This is a genomic window from Ureibacillus manganicus DSM 26584 (assembly GCF_000772945.1).
GTDB classification, from domain to species: Bacteria; Bacillota; Bacilli; order Bacillales_A; family Planococcaceae; genus Ureibacillus; species Ureibacillus manganicus.
Genome location: NZ_JPVN01000005.1, coordinates 170124 through 185183, shown reverse-complemented (window position 1 = coordinate 185183; position 15060 = coordinate 170124). Strand labels below are relative to the sequence as shown.

At 35.7% G+C, this 15060-nt stretch carries 16 protein-coding genes and 1 pseudogene; 9 read left to right on the top strand and 8 right to left on the bottom strand.

Going from position 1 to position 15060, the window contains the following annotated elements:
- The first annotated feature begins 272 nt into the window (after positions 1–272).
- A complete protein-coding gene (locus CD29_RS05710; RefSeq protein WP_036183980.1) occupies positions 273–1955 on the top strand; it encodes a methyl-accepting chemotaxis protein in 1683 nt (560 codons plus the stop codon).
- A 493-nt stretch (positions 1956–2448) separates the two neighbouring features.
- On the opposite strand, the gene CD29_RS05705 is transcribed toward CD29_RS05710, so the two are convergent.
- From CD29_RS05705 to CD29_RS05685, 5 genes are all read right to left on the bottom strand, one after another.
- Positions 2449–3084: a response regulator transcription factor gene (locus tag CD29_RS05705; protein ID WP_036183978.1), complete on the bottom strand. Its 636-nt coding sequence runs from the start codon at positions 3082–3084 to the stop codon at positions 2449–2451.
- A gap of 24 nt (positions 3085–3108) precedes the next feature.
- Positions 3109–4182: a sensor histidine kinase gene (locus tag CD29_RS05700; protein WP_036183976.1), complete on the bottom strand. Its 1074-nt coding sequence runs from the start codon at positions 4180–4182 to the stop codon at positions 3109–3111.
- Complete coding sequence (liaF, locus tag CD29_RS05695) at positions 4179–4862, bottom strand: cell wall-active antibiotics response protein LiaF (RefSeq protein WP_036183974.1); 684 nt, start codon at positions 4860–4862, stop codon at positions 4179–4181. The genes CD29_RS05700 and liaF overlap by 4 nt, the downstream gene beginning before the upstream one ends.
- 96 nt (positions 4863–4958) lie before the next feature.
- Positions 4959–5615, bottom strand: a complete 657-nt coding sequence (locus CD29_RS05690) for a PspA/IM30 family protein (protein WP_036183971.1) — start codon at positions 5613–5615, stop codon at positions 4959–4961.
- Positions 5616–5674: 59 nt separating this feature from the next.
- A complete protein-coding gene (locus CD29_RS05685; RefSeq protein WP_036183968.1) occupies positions 5675–6031 on the bottom strand; it encodes a lmo0954 family membrane protein in 357 nt (118 codons plus the stop codon).
- 367 nt (positions 6032–6398) lie between these two features.
- On the opposite strand from CD29_RS05685, the gene sirA reads away from it, so the two are divergent.
- Complete coding sequence (gene sirA, locus CD29_RS05680) at positions 6399–6827, top strand: sporulation inhibitor of replication protein SirA (protein WP_036183965.1); 429 nt, start codon at positions 6399–6401, stop codon at positions 6825–6827.
- Positions 6828–6955: 128 nt separating this feature from the next.
- On the opposite strand, the gene CD29_RS05675 is transcribed toward sirA, so the two are convergent.
- Together CD29_RS05675 and phaQ are read right to left on the bottom strand one after the other, a co-directional pair.
- Positions 6956–7450, bottom strand: a complete 495-nt coding sequence (locus tag CD29_RS05675) for a hypothetical protein (protein WP_036183962.1) — start codon at positions 7448–7450, stop codon at positions 6956–6958.
- A gap of 333 nt (positions 7451–7783) precedes the next feature.
- Positions 7784–8200, bottom strand: a pseudogene (gene phaQ, locus CD29_RS20630) (poly-beta-hydroxybutyrate-responsive repressor); the annotation flags it as partial.
- A gap of 214 nt (positions 8201–8414) precedes the next feature.
- On the opposite strand from phaQ, the gene CD29_RS05665 reads away from it, so the two are divergent.
- The 5 genes from CD29_RS05665 to CD29_RS05645 all read left to right on the top strand — a co-directional run bounded on the left by CD29_RS05665 (position 8415) and on the right by CD29_RS05645 (position 12731).
- Positions 8415–8843, top strand: a complete 429-nt coding sequence (locus CD29_RS05665; RefSeq protein ID WP_036183959.1) for a PhaR — start codon at positions 8415–8417, stop codon at positions 8841–8843.
- Between the two features lie 64 nt (positions 8844–8907).
- A complete protein-coding gene (gene fabG, locus CD29_RS05660) occupies positions 8908–9684 on the top strand; it encodes a 3-oxoacyl-[acyl-carrier-protein] reductase (RefSeq protein WP_052124016.1) in 777 nt (258 codons plus the stop codon).
- Between the two features lie 52 nt (positions 9685–9736).
- On the top strand, positions 9737–10822 hold the full coding sequence (gene phaC / locus CD29_RS05655) for a class III poly(R)-hydroxyalkanoic acid synthase subunit PhaC (protein ID WP_036183957.1): 1086 nt from the start codon (positions 9737–9739) through the stop codon (positions 10820–10822).
- A gap of 217 nt (positions 10823–11039) precedes the next feature.
- Positions 11040–11261, top strand: coding sequence for a YneF family protein (locus CD29_RS05650; RefSeq protein ID WP_036183953.1), 222 nt, complete (start codon positions 11040–11042; stop codon positions 11259–11261).
- A gap of 288 nt (positions 11262–11549) precedes the next feature.
- Positions 11550–12731: an acetyl-CoA C-acetyltransferase gene (locus CD29_RS05645; protein ID WP_088322108.1), complete on the top strand. Its 1182-nt coding sequence runs from the start codon at positions 11550–11552 to the stop codon at positions 12729–12731.
- A gap of 65 nt (positions 12732–12796) precedes the next feature.
- On the opposite strand, the gene CD29_RS05640 is transcribed toward CD29_RS05645, so the two are convergent.
- Positions 12797–13753, bottom strand: a complete 957-nt coding sequence (locus CD29_RS05640) for an alpha/beta hydrolase (RefSeq protein WP_036183947.1) — start codon at positions 13751–13753, stop codon at positions 12797–12799.
- A 252-nt stretch (positions 13754–14005) separates the two neighbouring features.
- Between CD29_RS05640 and CD29_RS05635 the strand changes: the two genes are divergently transcribed.
- On the top strand, positions 14006–14269 hold the full coding sequence (locus CD29_RS05635) for a YqkE family protein (protein WP_036183944.1): 264 nt from the start codon (positions 14006–14008) through the stop codon (positions 14267–14269).
- A gap of 85 nt (positions 14270–14354) precedes the next feature.
- Positions 14355–15041, top strand: coding sequence for a hypothetical protein (locus CD29_RS05630; protein WP_140422894.1), 687 nt, complete (start codon positions 14355–14357; stop codon positions 15039–15041).
- The last annotated feature ends 19 nt before the right edge of the window (positions 15042–15060 follow it).

Here is a 15060-nt window from a genome sequence, read left to right as displayed (position 1 = left end):
AAGCCTCCGGCGGATGCCACAGATTTTTAAAGGTTTAATAATTGAACTCAGACTAAGAGCGCCACGTCCTGTGGCAACGTCTGAGTGACCAACATCCTGCTCCTGCGGTGCCGTAGCTCCTCGTCGCAAAATGGATTTTGTTGGCATAAGCTCGATAAAATTTGGGCACAAATTCGCCTTGGCGAATTTGATTATGAAACTATTCACCTATCTACTTGCTATTTTTACTGAAAATTTTTAATATTATAATAACTGAGGAGAGTGGTGTGTGTATGAAGTTTTCGATTCGTAAAAAACTATGGATTGGGTTTGGATTCGTCTTATTTTTACTATTAGCTATAAGTATCGTATCGTTATTTACAATTAATGATCTTACCAATCGATATCAAAATATACTAGATATTGAGGTAGAAAAGATTAATCTAGGAAAAGAAATAGAGATATTACAAAATGAGGCGGAAGTCTCAGTCTTTGAATATATTACATTAGAAAATCCGAGATCCATTGTAGATATTAAAAATGCGCAAAATGATGGGTTTTTAGCAATTGCCACACTGAAAGCATTAACAAAAGACAAAAGCATTGCAGATATTATCATTGCTCTGGAATCCTCGACAAGTTGGTTTTATAAATCTGCCGATCAAATTATTTCCCTTAAGTCAAGTGGCAGAGATCTAAGTGATGCATTAAATACAATGAAAGAAAATAATGATACGATTACTTCACAAATTAGTCAGTTAATAGATTTAGAAAATCAAAATATACAACAAGTGAAAGCTGATATAAATTCATATCAGGCGAGGTCGTTTATTCTCGTATTAATCATTACAATGATTTGCATTATTTTAGGCCTTGGTATTGCTACAGCAATGGGCATTTATATTACGAACCCAATAAGAAAAGTGACATCTGGACTTGAAGAAATTGCGAAAGGGAACTTATCGATTGAAGAACTTCATATTAAAAGTCGTGATGAAGTGGGGATCATGGCTCAAACGTACAACAAAATGCTCGCAGATTTACGTCAGATTGTCCAAAGAGTTCGTGATTCTTCTGCCCACCTAACAACGAGTGCAGAAACATTATCCGCTACCTCTCAAGAAACTTTAGCTTCATCACAAATGGTTGCAACGACTACGGAAAAACAATTAACTACGAGTGAACAACAAGTACACTTAATGCAAACATCTGTCGATCAGTTGGAAAGTCTTGATTCTAGTGTAAGTCAAATCGCAAAGAGTAATGAGGAAATGATTCACTCAACGGAATCAGTTCACAAATACGTAGTGAAAGGTTCTGAAGTAGTTACAGAAGTTGTGATGCAAATGGATTTGATTCACCAAACGTTTAATGAGACGACTGAAATGATAAAAAATATGGAAACAAAATCTAGTGCCATACACCATATTACTTCCTTAATAACAGATATTTCAGAACAAACAAATTTACTAGCATTAAATGCAGCGATTGAGGCAGCACGTGCTGGAGACTACGGAAAAGGTTTTGCAGTTGTTGCTAATGAGGTAAAGAAACTAGCAGAGCAGTCCAAAAATTCAGCAAAACAAATTAATGAAATGGTAAAACAAATTCAATTGGCAAGTATGGAAGCAGTTCAATCTGTAACAAATGGTGGATCCAAAGTGAATGAAGGAATCAACAAAACGCAAGAATCCTTACAAGTATTTACTAACGTTAAAGATAGTGTTAATGACGTCATTATTAAAGCAGAAACAGTTACAAATGCTATTAGAGAAATTAAACAGCTGACTAATTCAGTAAAAGAAAGTATTATACGAGTACAAGCCTATGCGAAGGATGTCGCTTCACTTTCCAATGAAACGAGTGCTGCAACCGAGCAGCATCTGCAAGCAAATGAAGAGATTGCATTCAATTCTCAATCATTAACGAAGTTAGCTGAAACACTACAAATAGAGGTTAGGCATTTTAATTTATAAAAAAATAGACGGATGCAGGGGGTGTGCATCCGTTTTTTGTGGTTATTTATGGGAATCTAGCTTGCCAATTTTTTACGTTGTATCAGTAATGTGGCTTCTCGAGGACAGAAAAACTGAAAATAACGGAAATTCGTTCTCGAAACCCACTTTCGAGAACAAAAAAACTAAAATTTTCGTAAACTTGTCCTCGAAACCGCATCTCGAGGACAAAAAGACTGAAACTATAAGAAAAGTGTCTTCGAGACGCGTCTCGAGGACAAAAAATCCAGTAATTACATAAACTTGTCCTCGAAACCGCGTCTCGAGGACAAAAAAGCCAGAAATTACATAAACTTGTCCTCGAAACCACGTCTCGAGGACAAAAAAGCCAAAAATTACATATACTTGTCCTCGAAACCTCATCTCGAGGACAAAAAACAGAAAATATCGGAAAATTTGTCCCCGAAGCCGCTTCATAAATTCAATTTGATCAATTACATCGATTATATTTTATTTATTTTTTCACCAATCCATTGTGAAACGCATACACAACTGCTTGGGTACGATCTTGAACATCTAGCTTCGCTAAAATGTTACTTACATGTGTTTTAACAGTTTTTAAAGCAATAAATAATTCATCTGCGATTTCTTGATTCGTTTTGCCTTGTGCTACAAGAAGTAGGACTTCCATTTCGCGATCCGTTAATTGTTCATGTAAAGCAACTGTTGTATTGGAGCGCATTCTTTGCATCATCTTCGTCGTAACCTCAGGCTCTAAAACGGATTCACCGCTCATCGTCTTTCGTATTGCATCAGCAATTTGCTTCGCATTAGACGTTTTCAAGATATAGCTAACTGCACCTGCTTCAAGGGCAGGGTATACTTTATCATCATCTAGGAAACTGGTGACCATCATAATCTTGGCATCTGGCCATTGTTTCAAAATCTCAGCAGTTGCTTCGGCACCGGTCATGACAGGCATTACATTATCCATTAAAATTAAATCTGGACGCAAGCTCAATGCCAATTCCACAGCTTCTTTGCCGTTTTCTGCTTCACCGACAACTGTCATATCAGGTTGCGCTGATAGATAAGCAGAAACCCCAATCCGCACCATTTCATGATCATCCACAATCAACACATTAATCATTTTCCCACCCCAATCTAAAAAATATTACATAGAATCACTTTCAGAAGCATCTTCTAGTTTCAAAGGTTCAGCCGTTATAGTACGATTCTTTAATGGTACCTTCACTTCCACAATCGTCCCTTCGTCAGGAACAGATACAATCTTATAGGTACATCCAATTTCAACTGCGCGTTCAGCAATATTTTTCAACCCATAAGAAGTCGTTTTACTATCATCCTCAACATTAAAACCACGACCATTATCTTGAATACGTAAAATTGCGATATTTTCGCGTGCGATTAGTAACAATTCAACCTCTGTTGCTTTTGAATGGCGTAATGTATTTGATAATGCTTCTTGTGCAATGCGGAATAAATGATCTTCCTCTGCCTTTGAAAGTACAATTTCTTCAATGTTATAGTCTATTACAAAATTAACCTTCTGTTTTAATTCAATCACAAGCCCTGTTAAACCTTCTGCAAGTGTATTGTTGCGAAGTGCAATAGGGCGTAAATGAAGAAGTAACGCTCTCATCTCAAGTTGTGCTTGTTGAACGATTTTCTCCACTTGCTGGAGTGTCTTTTGAGATTTTTCATCGCCTTGGCCTTGTTCGGTTAATGCCGATAGTAACATTGATGCGGCAAATAATTGTTGTGAAACAGAATCGTGAAGTTCGCGAGCTAAACGTTGTCTTTCTTGAACAATTCGTTCTTGAATAATGACATCGTTTGAGTCCACTCTTTCATTTGTTAGCTTTTGTAAGCTGTTGCGCTGGGTTTCGATAAGTTCACTTGTTTGAAGTAATGCTTTTCTTAAAGCTCTTGGAATATTTCGCTTCTTTTCCAATGAGAACTCTGGGTCAACTAACTGTTTCACATATTTGATTGCCAAAGTTTCTCTTGTCTTTGAGGCAATCGCCATCCAAATGCTGATCACACAACTTATAACAAAAATCGCAATAACGAAATAGGCAACGATCGGCATGTTCTCATAGCGATCTTCCCAAAGTGGTCGGAATGTTTCTTCGACAGGTTCACCAAGGAGGATAAAAAAGAACATAAACATCATCGTGCTCAGTAGCATAAACATTGTAAAAGTACGAATGACAAATGCAATCATTGTCTGACCACCTCCACATCACCTAACCAGGTTGCAACGTGGATGACGAGTTTTCGTTTTGCTCCATCGGCTTCACCATCAGTAATAAGTAGATTTTCATTCATTAATCGTTTCGATGGTTTCCCGGGGAGTTTGACCTCACCTAAAATCGTCGAATATTGTAATCGGAACGGAATATCGTAAGGAACAACGACTGTCACTTTCCCAATGGATTGACGAATCGTAATAACCGATGTCCCTACAGGCAATATCGTTTGTGTCGTATCAATCGTAATGTTACCGAGAAACCGCTGAATATGAACGTCTTGCCATTTGTATGCTTCTAGTGGGGGAGATATTGACCCAATCAAATCATTTTTATGTATTGCGCCTTTTTCAAAAGCTGCTCCATCTACAATAATGTCATCCTGTGGTTTTTTATATTGCTTATAGAGCATGTAAATTAGGGTAGCGATGACAAATAATCGCAAAGAAGTTACGTTTAAAACCGCTAAAAAGGCAAAGAAACAGCCAACCCAAAACATAATTTTATTACGCTTTTTAAAACTAAAATAGAGTAAAAATCCACTAATGATAAGAAGGAAGGCACCACCGTTATTAAAAACAGTTAGCTCAGCAAATACAATTAAAAGTAAAATAATGAGTCCAGTTGTCAGTTGGTCGGTTGTAAATTTGTTCATATCAGGTACCTCCTTTATATCATGTGAGTGCGTTAACGTAAGAAGAGAGAAAGCGTAAAAGCTGCTTTCTCCTTAATATTCTTACTAATTATACCATTACATTGCTTGTTCGTTAGAAGTTTCTACTTGTAATGTAGGTGTCGAAACTGCTTTATTTTTTTCTAGTTGTGCCAAACGTGTTTCTAGCATTGTTACTTCATATTTTTTATCAATTTTAGTTGATAGATGGTCAATATAAGCTGAAATGTCTTCAAAACTTACATCATTTTTAGATTCAATGACATGATCCATTTTGTGATGTGCACGGACTACATTTTCTTTCCCCATCAACTGCAATTGACGAACTTTCATATCTTTAATTTTATGTTTCATTGTTTCATATTTGCTTTCAAGCTCGAAAACTTGAACTTTCGCAGTCTCTAGACTAGTAATTAAAGTTTCTTTGCGCACTTTGTAAACTGCAACTTCTTGCTCAGCAAAAGCAATTAAATCTGCTTCATTTGATTCTAATGCAAGCACTAGTTGGGCAGAACGTTTTTCCAACATAGTTGCTGTTTCTTTTAATTCGCGATCGAGTTTGTCTTTTAATTCCACTTGTCTTTGAAGAAGTTTACCTGTTTGTTCTGTTTGTTTTTCTGCTTCACGAATGTATTGGTTTAGCATGGCGATTGGGTTTTTATTTTCTTTTTTGTCAAACAACTCGTGTAAATCCGCTTGAATTTGGTACTTAAATCTTGTTAATAAACTTGTCATTTTTTTATTCTCTCCTCGTAGTTAAAGTTGTAGTAGGGGAGGGGATTCCACCCCTACTGTTATTTAGTTAAGTTTGACCATTCTCTTTCAAAGTTTGTAAATGGATCGTCTTTTTTAGTTGTTTTTGGGAAGTCAACTTTTACATCTTCGTCTTTCCATTTTTTATAAAGTACATATAGAACGACGATTGCGACAATTCCGATAACCGCTGGAATATTCGAGATAGCAGATAGTACACCGATAATTCCTAAGATAATCCACATAACTTTTGAAAAAGTTGTCTTACTTTTTACATAGAAGTGCATTGCAAGGAAGATTAATAGCGCTGAAAACGCAAGACCAATAATTGGACCAACCATCGCAATTGCAATGATGAAAGTAATTCCTCCGGCAATTAATAATAATAGTTTTTTCATTTTCGTTAACTCCTTTCGTTGATACCTTTATGTTACCTTCCTCACGATTTTTCTAAAACGGACTGTAAATGGATTTTCAACTAGGTCTTGAGACTGAGTCGAACTAGGAATACAGTGCTATTTATGAGTTTCTCCCGGTATAACCGTCCGTAAAACTCCTCCTGAAAAAGATAGGGGGGAGTTAACGGACGCTAATACCCCGATTGGTTCAACTAACCATCAGCGGAGTGAAAAGATCCTCCACTGATGGAAGTTTCACTGTATCCGGTATTTTGACAAAAATAGAACTGAACTCATGACAGTATGTGACAAAATATTCAGAATAGTTTATGTATAATAGCAATTAAGGAAAGGAGGACAAATCCATATGAGAATTTATTCAATTTTTAATATAAGAAAAGAATATCAGTCATTTATTTTTGGTAGAGAACGCATGCTTTTAGAAATGGTACGTACAACAGATGAAGTAAAAGAGTCCTCTGTAAGCAGGCAACTCAGTTTTATATGCGAGCCGTTAGAGGAATCGAGTGTGAAAGGCCATATCCTTGAACATTTACAAGATCGATTCCCAAATACGTCATTTACAGGTGAAGTACTGAAAATCGAACATCAACTAAAAGGTGAAATAAAAATAAAACTGCGTAAATATTATATCGAAGCTGTATGTGAAGGCTCACGTATGCTCGATTTAGACCTGTTTCAATCTCTAGGACAGATTAATGATTCGTTCTTAGCATTTAATAAAGAAGAATCAGAATGTGGCTGGTTGAAGCCGATTAAGCATTTAACCTACTAGAGGAGTGATTACCTTTCTAATAGATAGCGAGACAAAATTAAATAGAAAAAAATCCCTACCTCACAATTTGGGGTAGGGATAATTATTTATGTGTATTTCAGGGGGTACACAATGTTAACGAATTCGAGTTATTCGTTAACCGCTAATAATTTTTTGTGAGTTTCTTTCATTTGTGAAGTTAACTCTTCAATTTTAGTGAATGTTTCATCACGCTCATGTTTTTGTTGGTCAAGTACGTTTTTAACTGTAGCTTCCCAATTCAATTGAGAAGTTGTGATAAGTTCGAAAATTGTGTTGCTAGGCTTCCAAGCTAAATGTTGAGCTTTGTCAGTAATTTCTTGAACACTTTCAATCCAGTTTGATACTTGATCCATTTGGCCATTTTTGTTTAATTCATTAAAAGTGCTTTGTAATTTCTCTTGGTACTCTTTTGAAGCCTTTTTAGATTCGTTTTCAATTGTTTGTAACGTAGAAACAGTTGAATCAAGTAATTCTTTTTGATAGTTAAAAGCTTGTAAAGTTTTGTTTTCAATATCATCTTGAAGCTGTTGGAATGATTTTAGACTGTTAAACCAACCATCCCATAAAAAATCGACGTTTTTTGCAAGTTGTTCATTTGCCATAATCTTTGTAATCCTCCTTTAATTTTAAAAACAGTTTCACAATTTATAATGAATGCAATAATTTGCATAACATCCTAATTAATCGTTTTCGGTTGATTGTGAGCTCGCAGATGCTTTTGCTGTCGATTGAGTAGTCTTTGGAGTTTTAGGCTTAGTTGTGCGTTTAGTTGTAGTTTTTTTAGCAGCTGGTTTAGTAGCGGTAGTATTTGTAACTACCGTTTTTTGTTGTTTTTCAATTGTTGTTTTTTCATTAGCTACAGTAATTTCTGTCAAAGCGTCATTGTTTTCAGTTTTGTTCACAGAATCTACATTTGGTTTCGATTCTTTTTCAACGGTTTCAGTCGTATCTTTAACAGGCTTACTTTTCGTAGGTGTAGTGGAGAAATTAAAGTTGAATGGATTATATAAGTTGAAAAAAGAATTTAACATTTTTTGATATTCACTTAATGATCCTGCCCACATATCTAGATACTGTTCTCCAGCTTCTGTTAAAGAATAGATGCGTTTTGCAGGACCACCAGAAGTTGTATCCCAAACAGATGTTACGAGTGAATCTTTTTCAAGTTGTCTTAAAGTACGATAGAAATTTCCATGATCTAAAGAATTAATTCCAAATTTCGTAAGTTTTTCAATCAATTCATAACCATGCGCATTCCAGTCACGTAGATGTAAAAGCATAATTGGAATGAGGAAATTCTTTGGTGCACCTAATGTAGGACTATTTTTTTTCGATTGATTTGATTCCATCATATGTCACCTACTTTCTGAATAATATTAAAAAGACTATATATGTAATTTACACCTAAAGGAAATAGTTGTCAATTAAGGAAATGTAAATTATGTTGTAAATTGTGTAAATTGTGTAAAAATATCAACAATTTTGAATATTCCGCGTTTTGAGTCAGGAAATATGGTAGGATAATTTTGTTAAGTAAACAATATACATTTGAGGAGATGAATACCAGTGACGCAATCAAATTCTTTTGATGCTTTTAATCTTTTTAAAGAAATGTATAACAAAACAGAAAGTGCTTGGCGTGAAGTGATTCAAGAAACTTTAGAAAAACCCTCTTTTTCTGAAAGTTTAGGGAATGTTCAAACGTCCTATTTACAGTATCAGGAACTAGTAAACAAAATGACAGAAAACTTTTTAAAACAAGCAAATGTTCCATCCAAAGAAACGATTGCAGATTTAGCATCATTAGTTATCAATGTTGAATCGAAGGTTGATAGTTTAGAAGAATTTTTAGAGGAACAAACTATTAATGCTGAAATTGATCAATTATCTAAAAAAATAACAAAATTAGAGAAAAAAATGGATACAATTATCGATCTTTTAAATAAAAATGCTGAGCTTTTGCAAGTGAATAATTCTGAAGTAGTTTCCAAGTAATCTTGTCTAAAATTTATTTCTTATAAAAATAAAGAATTTTAATTTTCTAAGGAGTGTATGGAACATGACGACAGTATTAGAAATTCAACAAGCAAATCCATTAAAACCACTTTTAGGGAAGGTTGCAATCGTTACAGGTGCTTCCCGTGGAATCGGCGCTGAAATCGCTCGTGTACTAGCAGATGCAGGTGCTTCTGTAGTTGCGACACACCAACATGGTTCAAAAACTATTAATGAAGTCGTACAACAAATTGAAGAAAAAGGCGGAATCGTTCACGCTATGTCTTCAAATGTTGTAAACGAAGAAGATTGTGAAAATTTAGTGAATGAAACAATCGAAAAGTTCGGTAAAATCGACATTCTAGTTAATAATGCAGGTATTACGAAAGACCGTTCATTTAGAAAAATGACAAAAGAAGATTGGGATGCTGTGATCGATGTAAATTTAAACGGCATTTTCAATACGACTAAGGCAGTTTATGATCACATGCTAGGTCAAAAATTTGGTCGTATTATTAATATTTCATCGGTTGTTGGGTTAGCTGGTAATTTCGGTCAAGCAAACTACGCTGCAACGAAAGCAGGAATTCTTGGCTTCACAAAAACGTTAGCAATCGAATCGGCTAGCAAAGGAATTACAGTTAATGCAGTTTGCCCAGGTTTTATCGGCACTGAAATGGTAGCTGCTATGCCAGAAGATGTATTAGCTGGTGTTGTGGCAAGAGTACCAGTTGGTCGACTTGGAGAGCCACGAGAAGTTGCAGAAACAGTTTTATTCTTACTACAACAAAGCTATATTACAGGTCAGGCTATTAGTGTTAATGGCGGATTATATATGTAGGTTTTTGCTCATTGTTCTTTTAGATTTTCAATTCAATTTTAGGAGGGATAGTGTGATTAATTTAGATACGAAGCCTTTAGAACGAATTATCGAAAATTTACCCAAAGATCCAAGCATGGAACGTATGAAAAAAGTTGCGAATGTTCTATTTGTTGAGCCAGAACCAAAAGTAGGTCAAACACCGAAAGAAGTTATATGGACAAAAAATAAAGCAAAATTATATCGTTTCCAACCAAATATGGAAAAGACTAATAAAGTCCCAATTTTAATGATCTATGCACTTATTAACAAACCTTATATTTTAGACTTATACCCAGGGAATAGTTTAATAGAATATTTGACAAATAAGGGCCATGACGTTTATTTGCTAGATTGGGGCGAGGCAGGATATGAAGATCGTCACAAGAAACTTGAAGACTATATTTTAGACTACATTCCACGTGCTGCGAAAAAAGTGTTAAAACATTCCGGTGCAAAAGAAATTTCAATGTTTGGTTATTGCATGGGCGGAACAATGACAGCCATTTTCACAGCTCTTTATAACAAAGTATTACCTATTCGTAACTTACTTTTGTTAACAACACCAATTGATTTTAGTGATGCGGGGATGTACACAAATTGGTTAGACAAACGTTACTTCAAATTAGATAATCTTGTTGATACACTTGGGAACATTCCATTTGAGATGATAGACTTCGGAAACAAATTACTTAGCCCACTTGCTACAACACTTGGTGCATATGTAACGTTAGCAGATAAAATTGACAATGAAGATTCTGTTTTAACTTGGAAGTTAATGCAACATTGGTTAAACGATGGTGTTCCTTTCCCAGGTGAATCTTACCGTCAATGGATTCGTGATTTTTACCAAGAAAATAAGCTGGTTAATGATGAATTAGTTGTTCGCGGTCAAAAGGTATTATTATCAGACATAACGGCAAATTTATTTACAATTGCTGCTACACACGATAATATCGTTTCACCGTCACAAACTACTCCACTAATGGATAAGGTATCTAGTAAAGATAAAACGTTAGAGATTGTACAAGCAGGGCATGTTTCGGTTGTTACAGGACGAAAAGCAGTTGCTGAAAGATTCCCTCTAATCGAAAACTGGATTACTGAACACTCAAAGTAAGTATCTGTATATAAGATTGGATAATTTGGTGCATACTATTTTATAGGGTTCTTTTCTTAATACATGGAAAGAGGAGACTATCATTTAGATAGTTTCCTTTTTCTTTTAGAAACTCAATAAAAAAATATGGAAAAGCTAGTAACAATAAAATGAATAGTGTATAATCCTTTAATGGAGAGAATTTCTCGGTATATTTATTGTAGAGGAGATTGTCATAATGAATTTAGTGCTTGGAATTGTATTAATTATCGTTGCATTAATCGGGGGTACTGTTCTAGGATTTTTTCTAGCACGTCAATATATGATGAAATATTTAAAAGAAAACCCACCAATTAACGAGCAAATGATTCGCGTCATGATGGCACAAATGGGCCGTAAGCCATCTGAAAAACAAGTGCGTCAAATGATGCAACAAATGAATAAATTACAAGATAAATAATAGGAAAAGGTTATCCAAAATGATTCAATTTCATTTAGGATAACCTTTTTTTCTTAACTCTACCCGAACCAATAACTGAAGATGATAATCCCTTAGAATATAAAATTGTACTTTATCGATTATTGTTTTAGTGAAATATTGCGTTACTGTTAATGATTATTAAAATATCAATATAATGTCGAAAAATGTTATTTAGTTTGGTAAATTTGTATAGAGAGACATTAGTCTTTTATTAATTTTTATATATGTATTTTGATTCAAGTGAAAAATTTAGAAAAGGGAGAGAATGTGGTGAAAGAAGTAGTAATTGTGAGTGCTGTCCGAACAGCTATAGGATCTTTCCAAGGTACTCTAAAAGATGTATCAGCAGTAAAATTAGGTGCAATCGTTATTAAAGAAGCTTTAAGTCGTGCGAAATTATCTGCCTACCAAGTCGATGAAGTGATTATGGGAAATGTATTACAAGCTGGTTTAGGTCAAAACCCTACTCGCCAAGCAGCTATTCATGCTGGTTTACCTCATTCGATTCCATCTATGACTATAAACAAAGTTTGTGGCTCTGGTTTAAAATCGGTTCATCTAGCTGCACAAGCGATTGCTGTTGGAGAAGCGGATATTGTGGTTGCTGGTGGATTTGAAAATATGAGTCAAGCTCCATATCTATTAAAAAATGCGCGGGATGGTTACAAAATGGGTGACCAAAAAGTAGTAGATTCAATGATTAATGACGGTTTATGGTGTGCATTCAACGACTATCATATGGGAATAACTGCAGAAAACCTATGTGAACAATATAATATTTCACGTGAAGAACAAGATGAGTTTTCTGCACGTTCGCAAAGCAGAGCTGCTGAGGCACAACAAGCTGGGAAGTTTAAAGATGAAATTGTTCCTGTAGAGATTCCACAACGTAAAGGAGCGCCGATTATCTTTTCTGAAGATGAATATATTAGAGGCAATACGACAGTTGAAACACTTGCTAAATTACGCCCTGCATTTAAAAAAGATGGTTCTGTAACTGCTGGAAATGCTTCCGGAATTAATGACGGTGCAGCGGCTGTTGTTGTAATGTCGAAAGAAAAAGCAGAAGAACTTGGCATCCAACCATTAGCAACCATTGTTGCTAATGCAGCAGTTGGCGTAGATCCTTCAATTATGGGAATTGCACCAGCAACTGCTGTACGTAAAGTTCTTGAAAAAGGAAAGATAGCATTAGATGATATTGACTTAATCGAAGCAAACGAAGCATTTGCAGCACAATCGATCGCGGTTGATCGTGAATTACAATTTAACCACGAGAAACTAAACGTAAACGGTGGAGCAATTGCACTTGGACATCCAATTGGAGCAAGTGGTGCTCGAATTTTAGTAACACTTCTACACGAAATGCAAAAGCGCGATTCAAAAACAGGGCTTGCTACATTATGTATCGGTGGAGGCCAAGGCGTCGCTACCATTGTAAAACGATAGATAAATAAAAAAAAGGTGCTCTACGTCATGTTGGGAGCACCTTTTTTTTATGGATATTATGTTGATTAGGATTCAGCAGCAGACTGTTCTTTGACTTTATTCAATACGTATTGTTCTAAAAAATCTTTAACTGTTTGTTCGTATTCTACAGGATTCTCGTTGAAGGACTGGGCATGGGCACCTTTTTCGAATCGTTTGATCTCTTTAGGACCATTTTTTACTTCGTACATTTCATCTGACATTTCTGGTAAGATGAACTCATCCTGTAAGCTGTGTACAAAAAGGACCGGCGATTCGATATTCGCGACAGCTTCTTTTGGTGAAATGTCCCAAATTGAATAACCGTCACGTAATCGAAGGAAAATATTTGCTAAGTGCACTGGAAGTTTTGTGCGTAGAGCGGTTTGTTTTTTAATAACATGGGAAACTTGCTTTGAGAAATCTGAAAACGCACAATCGGCTATATAAAAATCTGCATTGTCTTCAATTGAGCCAGCGTAAAGTAGTGTCGTTGCTGCTCCCATGGATTCTCCATGAATACCTAAAATGGCATTATCCCCAATAATGGAACGAACCGTGTTCACGACAGCTTGTAAATCGAATTTTTCATAATGACCATAACTTGTCGTTTTTCCACCAGATTCACCATGTCTGCGGTGATCGAACACGAACGTGTTAAATCCTAGTCTTTCATACATCCTTACATACTTCATGGAATTCAGTTTGTTTTCGGTTATTCCGTGGCTAATAATTACAGTATTTTTCGTGTTAAGTGGTTGTAGAAATACACCTTTTACTTGATAACCATTTGGTGAATCAATTAGCATTTCTTCTTTTCGGCAATTGTTGTACCATTGTTCATCAAAACGTTGTGCTTTTATTTCACGGTCGTAAATAAATTGATCGTCCTTCTTTTTGATATACATTAATTTGTTTGTGACTAGGATACCAAAAGCAGTAGTTGCAGCAGATAGGGCAGTTGTAAAAATACTGGAGAATAAAAGAACCTTCCGTCGTTTCATAAAAACACCTCGATCTCCTAAATTTTGAAGATACCACATAAACATAAGTCTAAATTCATTGTAGCACGGGATTGTAAATACAGTATAAATTGATATTCGACTCGAAATGGAAGGGGAAATTTGTTAAAATCGCATTACGAGACAAAAATTACGCGCAAGATGCTTATTACTATTTTACGCAAAAAGCGCGTGATAGGTTCTCATTAATCTCGTCCAAAACGGTTTAATTAAAATAAAAAGTAGGTGTTTTTTATGGCTAAAAATAAAAAAGTACGTCCAAAAAATAATGTGAATGAAAATTCAACTTCAAAGCAAGAGTCACTTACACTACAAGATCAATTGAATGGTGATGTTCTGGCAAAATTAAAGCTTGCAAAGAAAAGCTTAATGGATGAAGCAGAGGCAAAAGAAGCTGAACGCCAAGCTCAGCTCGCGTTTGAACGAAAACAACGCGAAAAAAACATGAGCTTTGAAGAATTACTTGAGAAGTATGGGGATAGCGGATCGAAGTTTTAGTGAGGATGATTGTGTTTGAGTAAAGCTGGTGTATGTTAGCGTTTTTTCATGGACAAAACAATCAGAATACTTGTGAGAACTGTCCATGACACCGCTTCTCAAGGACAAAAAAATCAAGAATATCGAAAAATTGTCCTCGAAACCGCTTCTCGAGGACAAAAGCATCAAGAATATCGAAAACTTGTCCTCGAGAACGCTTCTCGAGGACAAAAACATCAAGAATATCGAAAACTTGTCCTCGAGACCGCTTCTCGAGGACAAAAACATCAAGAATACCGAAAAGTTGTCCTCGAGGCCGCTTCTCGAGGACAAAAACATCAAGAATATCGAAAAGTTGTCCTCGAGAACGCTTCTCGAGGACAAAAACATCAAGAATATCGAAAACTTGTCCTCGAGACCGCTTCTCGAGGACAAAAACATCAAGAATACCGAAAAGTTGTCCTCGAGGCCGCTTCTCGAGGACAAAAACATCAAGAATATCGAAAAGTTGTCCTCGAGAACGCTTCTCGAGGACAAAAACATCAAGAATATCGAAAACTTGTCCTCGAGACCGCTTCTCGAGGACAAAAACATCAAGAATACCGAAAAGTTGTCCTCGAGGCCGCTTCTCGAGGACAAAAACATCAAGAATATCGAAAACTTGTCCTCGAGACCGCTTCTCGAGGACAAAAGCATCAAGAATATCGAAAACTTGTCCTCGAGATCACTTCTCGAGGACAAAAAAATTAAGAATACCGAAATTTTGTCCAAACATACGTCTAACCAACCCTAAAACCCACACAAATCATAAA

What these genes read in the sequence shown, in the direction of transcription:
- liaF (WP_036183974.1), bottom strand. Translation starts at nt 4,862, where the DNA reads ATGAACAAATTTACAACCGACCAACTGACAACTGGACTCATTATTTTA.
- sirA (WP_036183965.1), top strand. Translation starts at nt 6,399, where the DNA reads ATGAGAATTTATTCAATTTTTAATATAAGAAAAGAATATCAGTCATTT.
- CD29_RS05675 (WP_036183962.1), bottom strand. Translation starts at nt 7,450, where the DNA reads ATGGCAAATGAACAACTTGCAAAAAACGTCGATTTTTTATGGGATGGT.
- CD29_RS05685 (WP_036183968.1), bottom strand. Translation starts at nt 6,031, where the DNA reads ATGAAAAAACTATTATTATTAATTGCCGGAGGAATTACTTTCATCATT.
- CD29_RS05630 (WP_140422894.1), top strand. Translation starts at nt 14,355, where the DNA reads ATGACACCGCTTCTCAAGGACAAAAAAATCAAGAATATCGAAAAATTG.
- CD29_RS05705 (WP_036183978.1), bottom strand. Translation starts at nt 3,084, where the DNA reads ATGATTAATGTGTTGATTGTGGATGATCATGAAATGGTGCGGATTGGG.
- CD29_RS05690 (WP_036183971.1), bottom strand. Translation starts at nt 5,615, where the DNA reads ATGACAAGTTTATTAACAAGATTTAAGTACCAAATTCAAGCGGATTTA.
- fabG (WP_052124016.1), top strand. Translation starts at nt 8,908, where the DNA reads ATGACGACAGTATTAGAAATTCAACAAGCAAATCCATTAAAACCACTT.
- CD29_RS05635 (WP_036183944.1), top strand. Translation starts at nt 14,006, where the DNA reads ATGGCTAAAAATAAAAAAGTACGTCCAAAAAATAATGTGAATGAAAAT.
- CD29_RS05700 (WP_036183976.1), bottom strand. Translation starts at nt 4,182, where the DNA reads ATGATTGCATTTGTCATTCGTACTTTTACAATGTTTATGCTACTGAGC.
- CD29_RS05640 (WP_036183947.1), bottom strand. Translation starts at nt 13,753, where the DNA reads ATGAAACGACGGAAGGTTCTTTTATTCTCCAGTATTTTTACAACTGCC.
- CD29_RS05710 (WP_036183980.1), top strand. Translation starts at nt 273, where the DNA reads ATGAAGTTTTCGATTCGTAAAAAACTATGGATTGGGTTTGGATTCGTC.
- CD29_RS05650 (WP_036183953.1), top strand. Translation starts at nt 11,040, where the DNA reads ATGAATTTAGTGCTTGGAATTGTATTAATTATCGTTGCATTAATCGGG.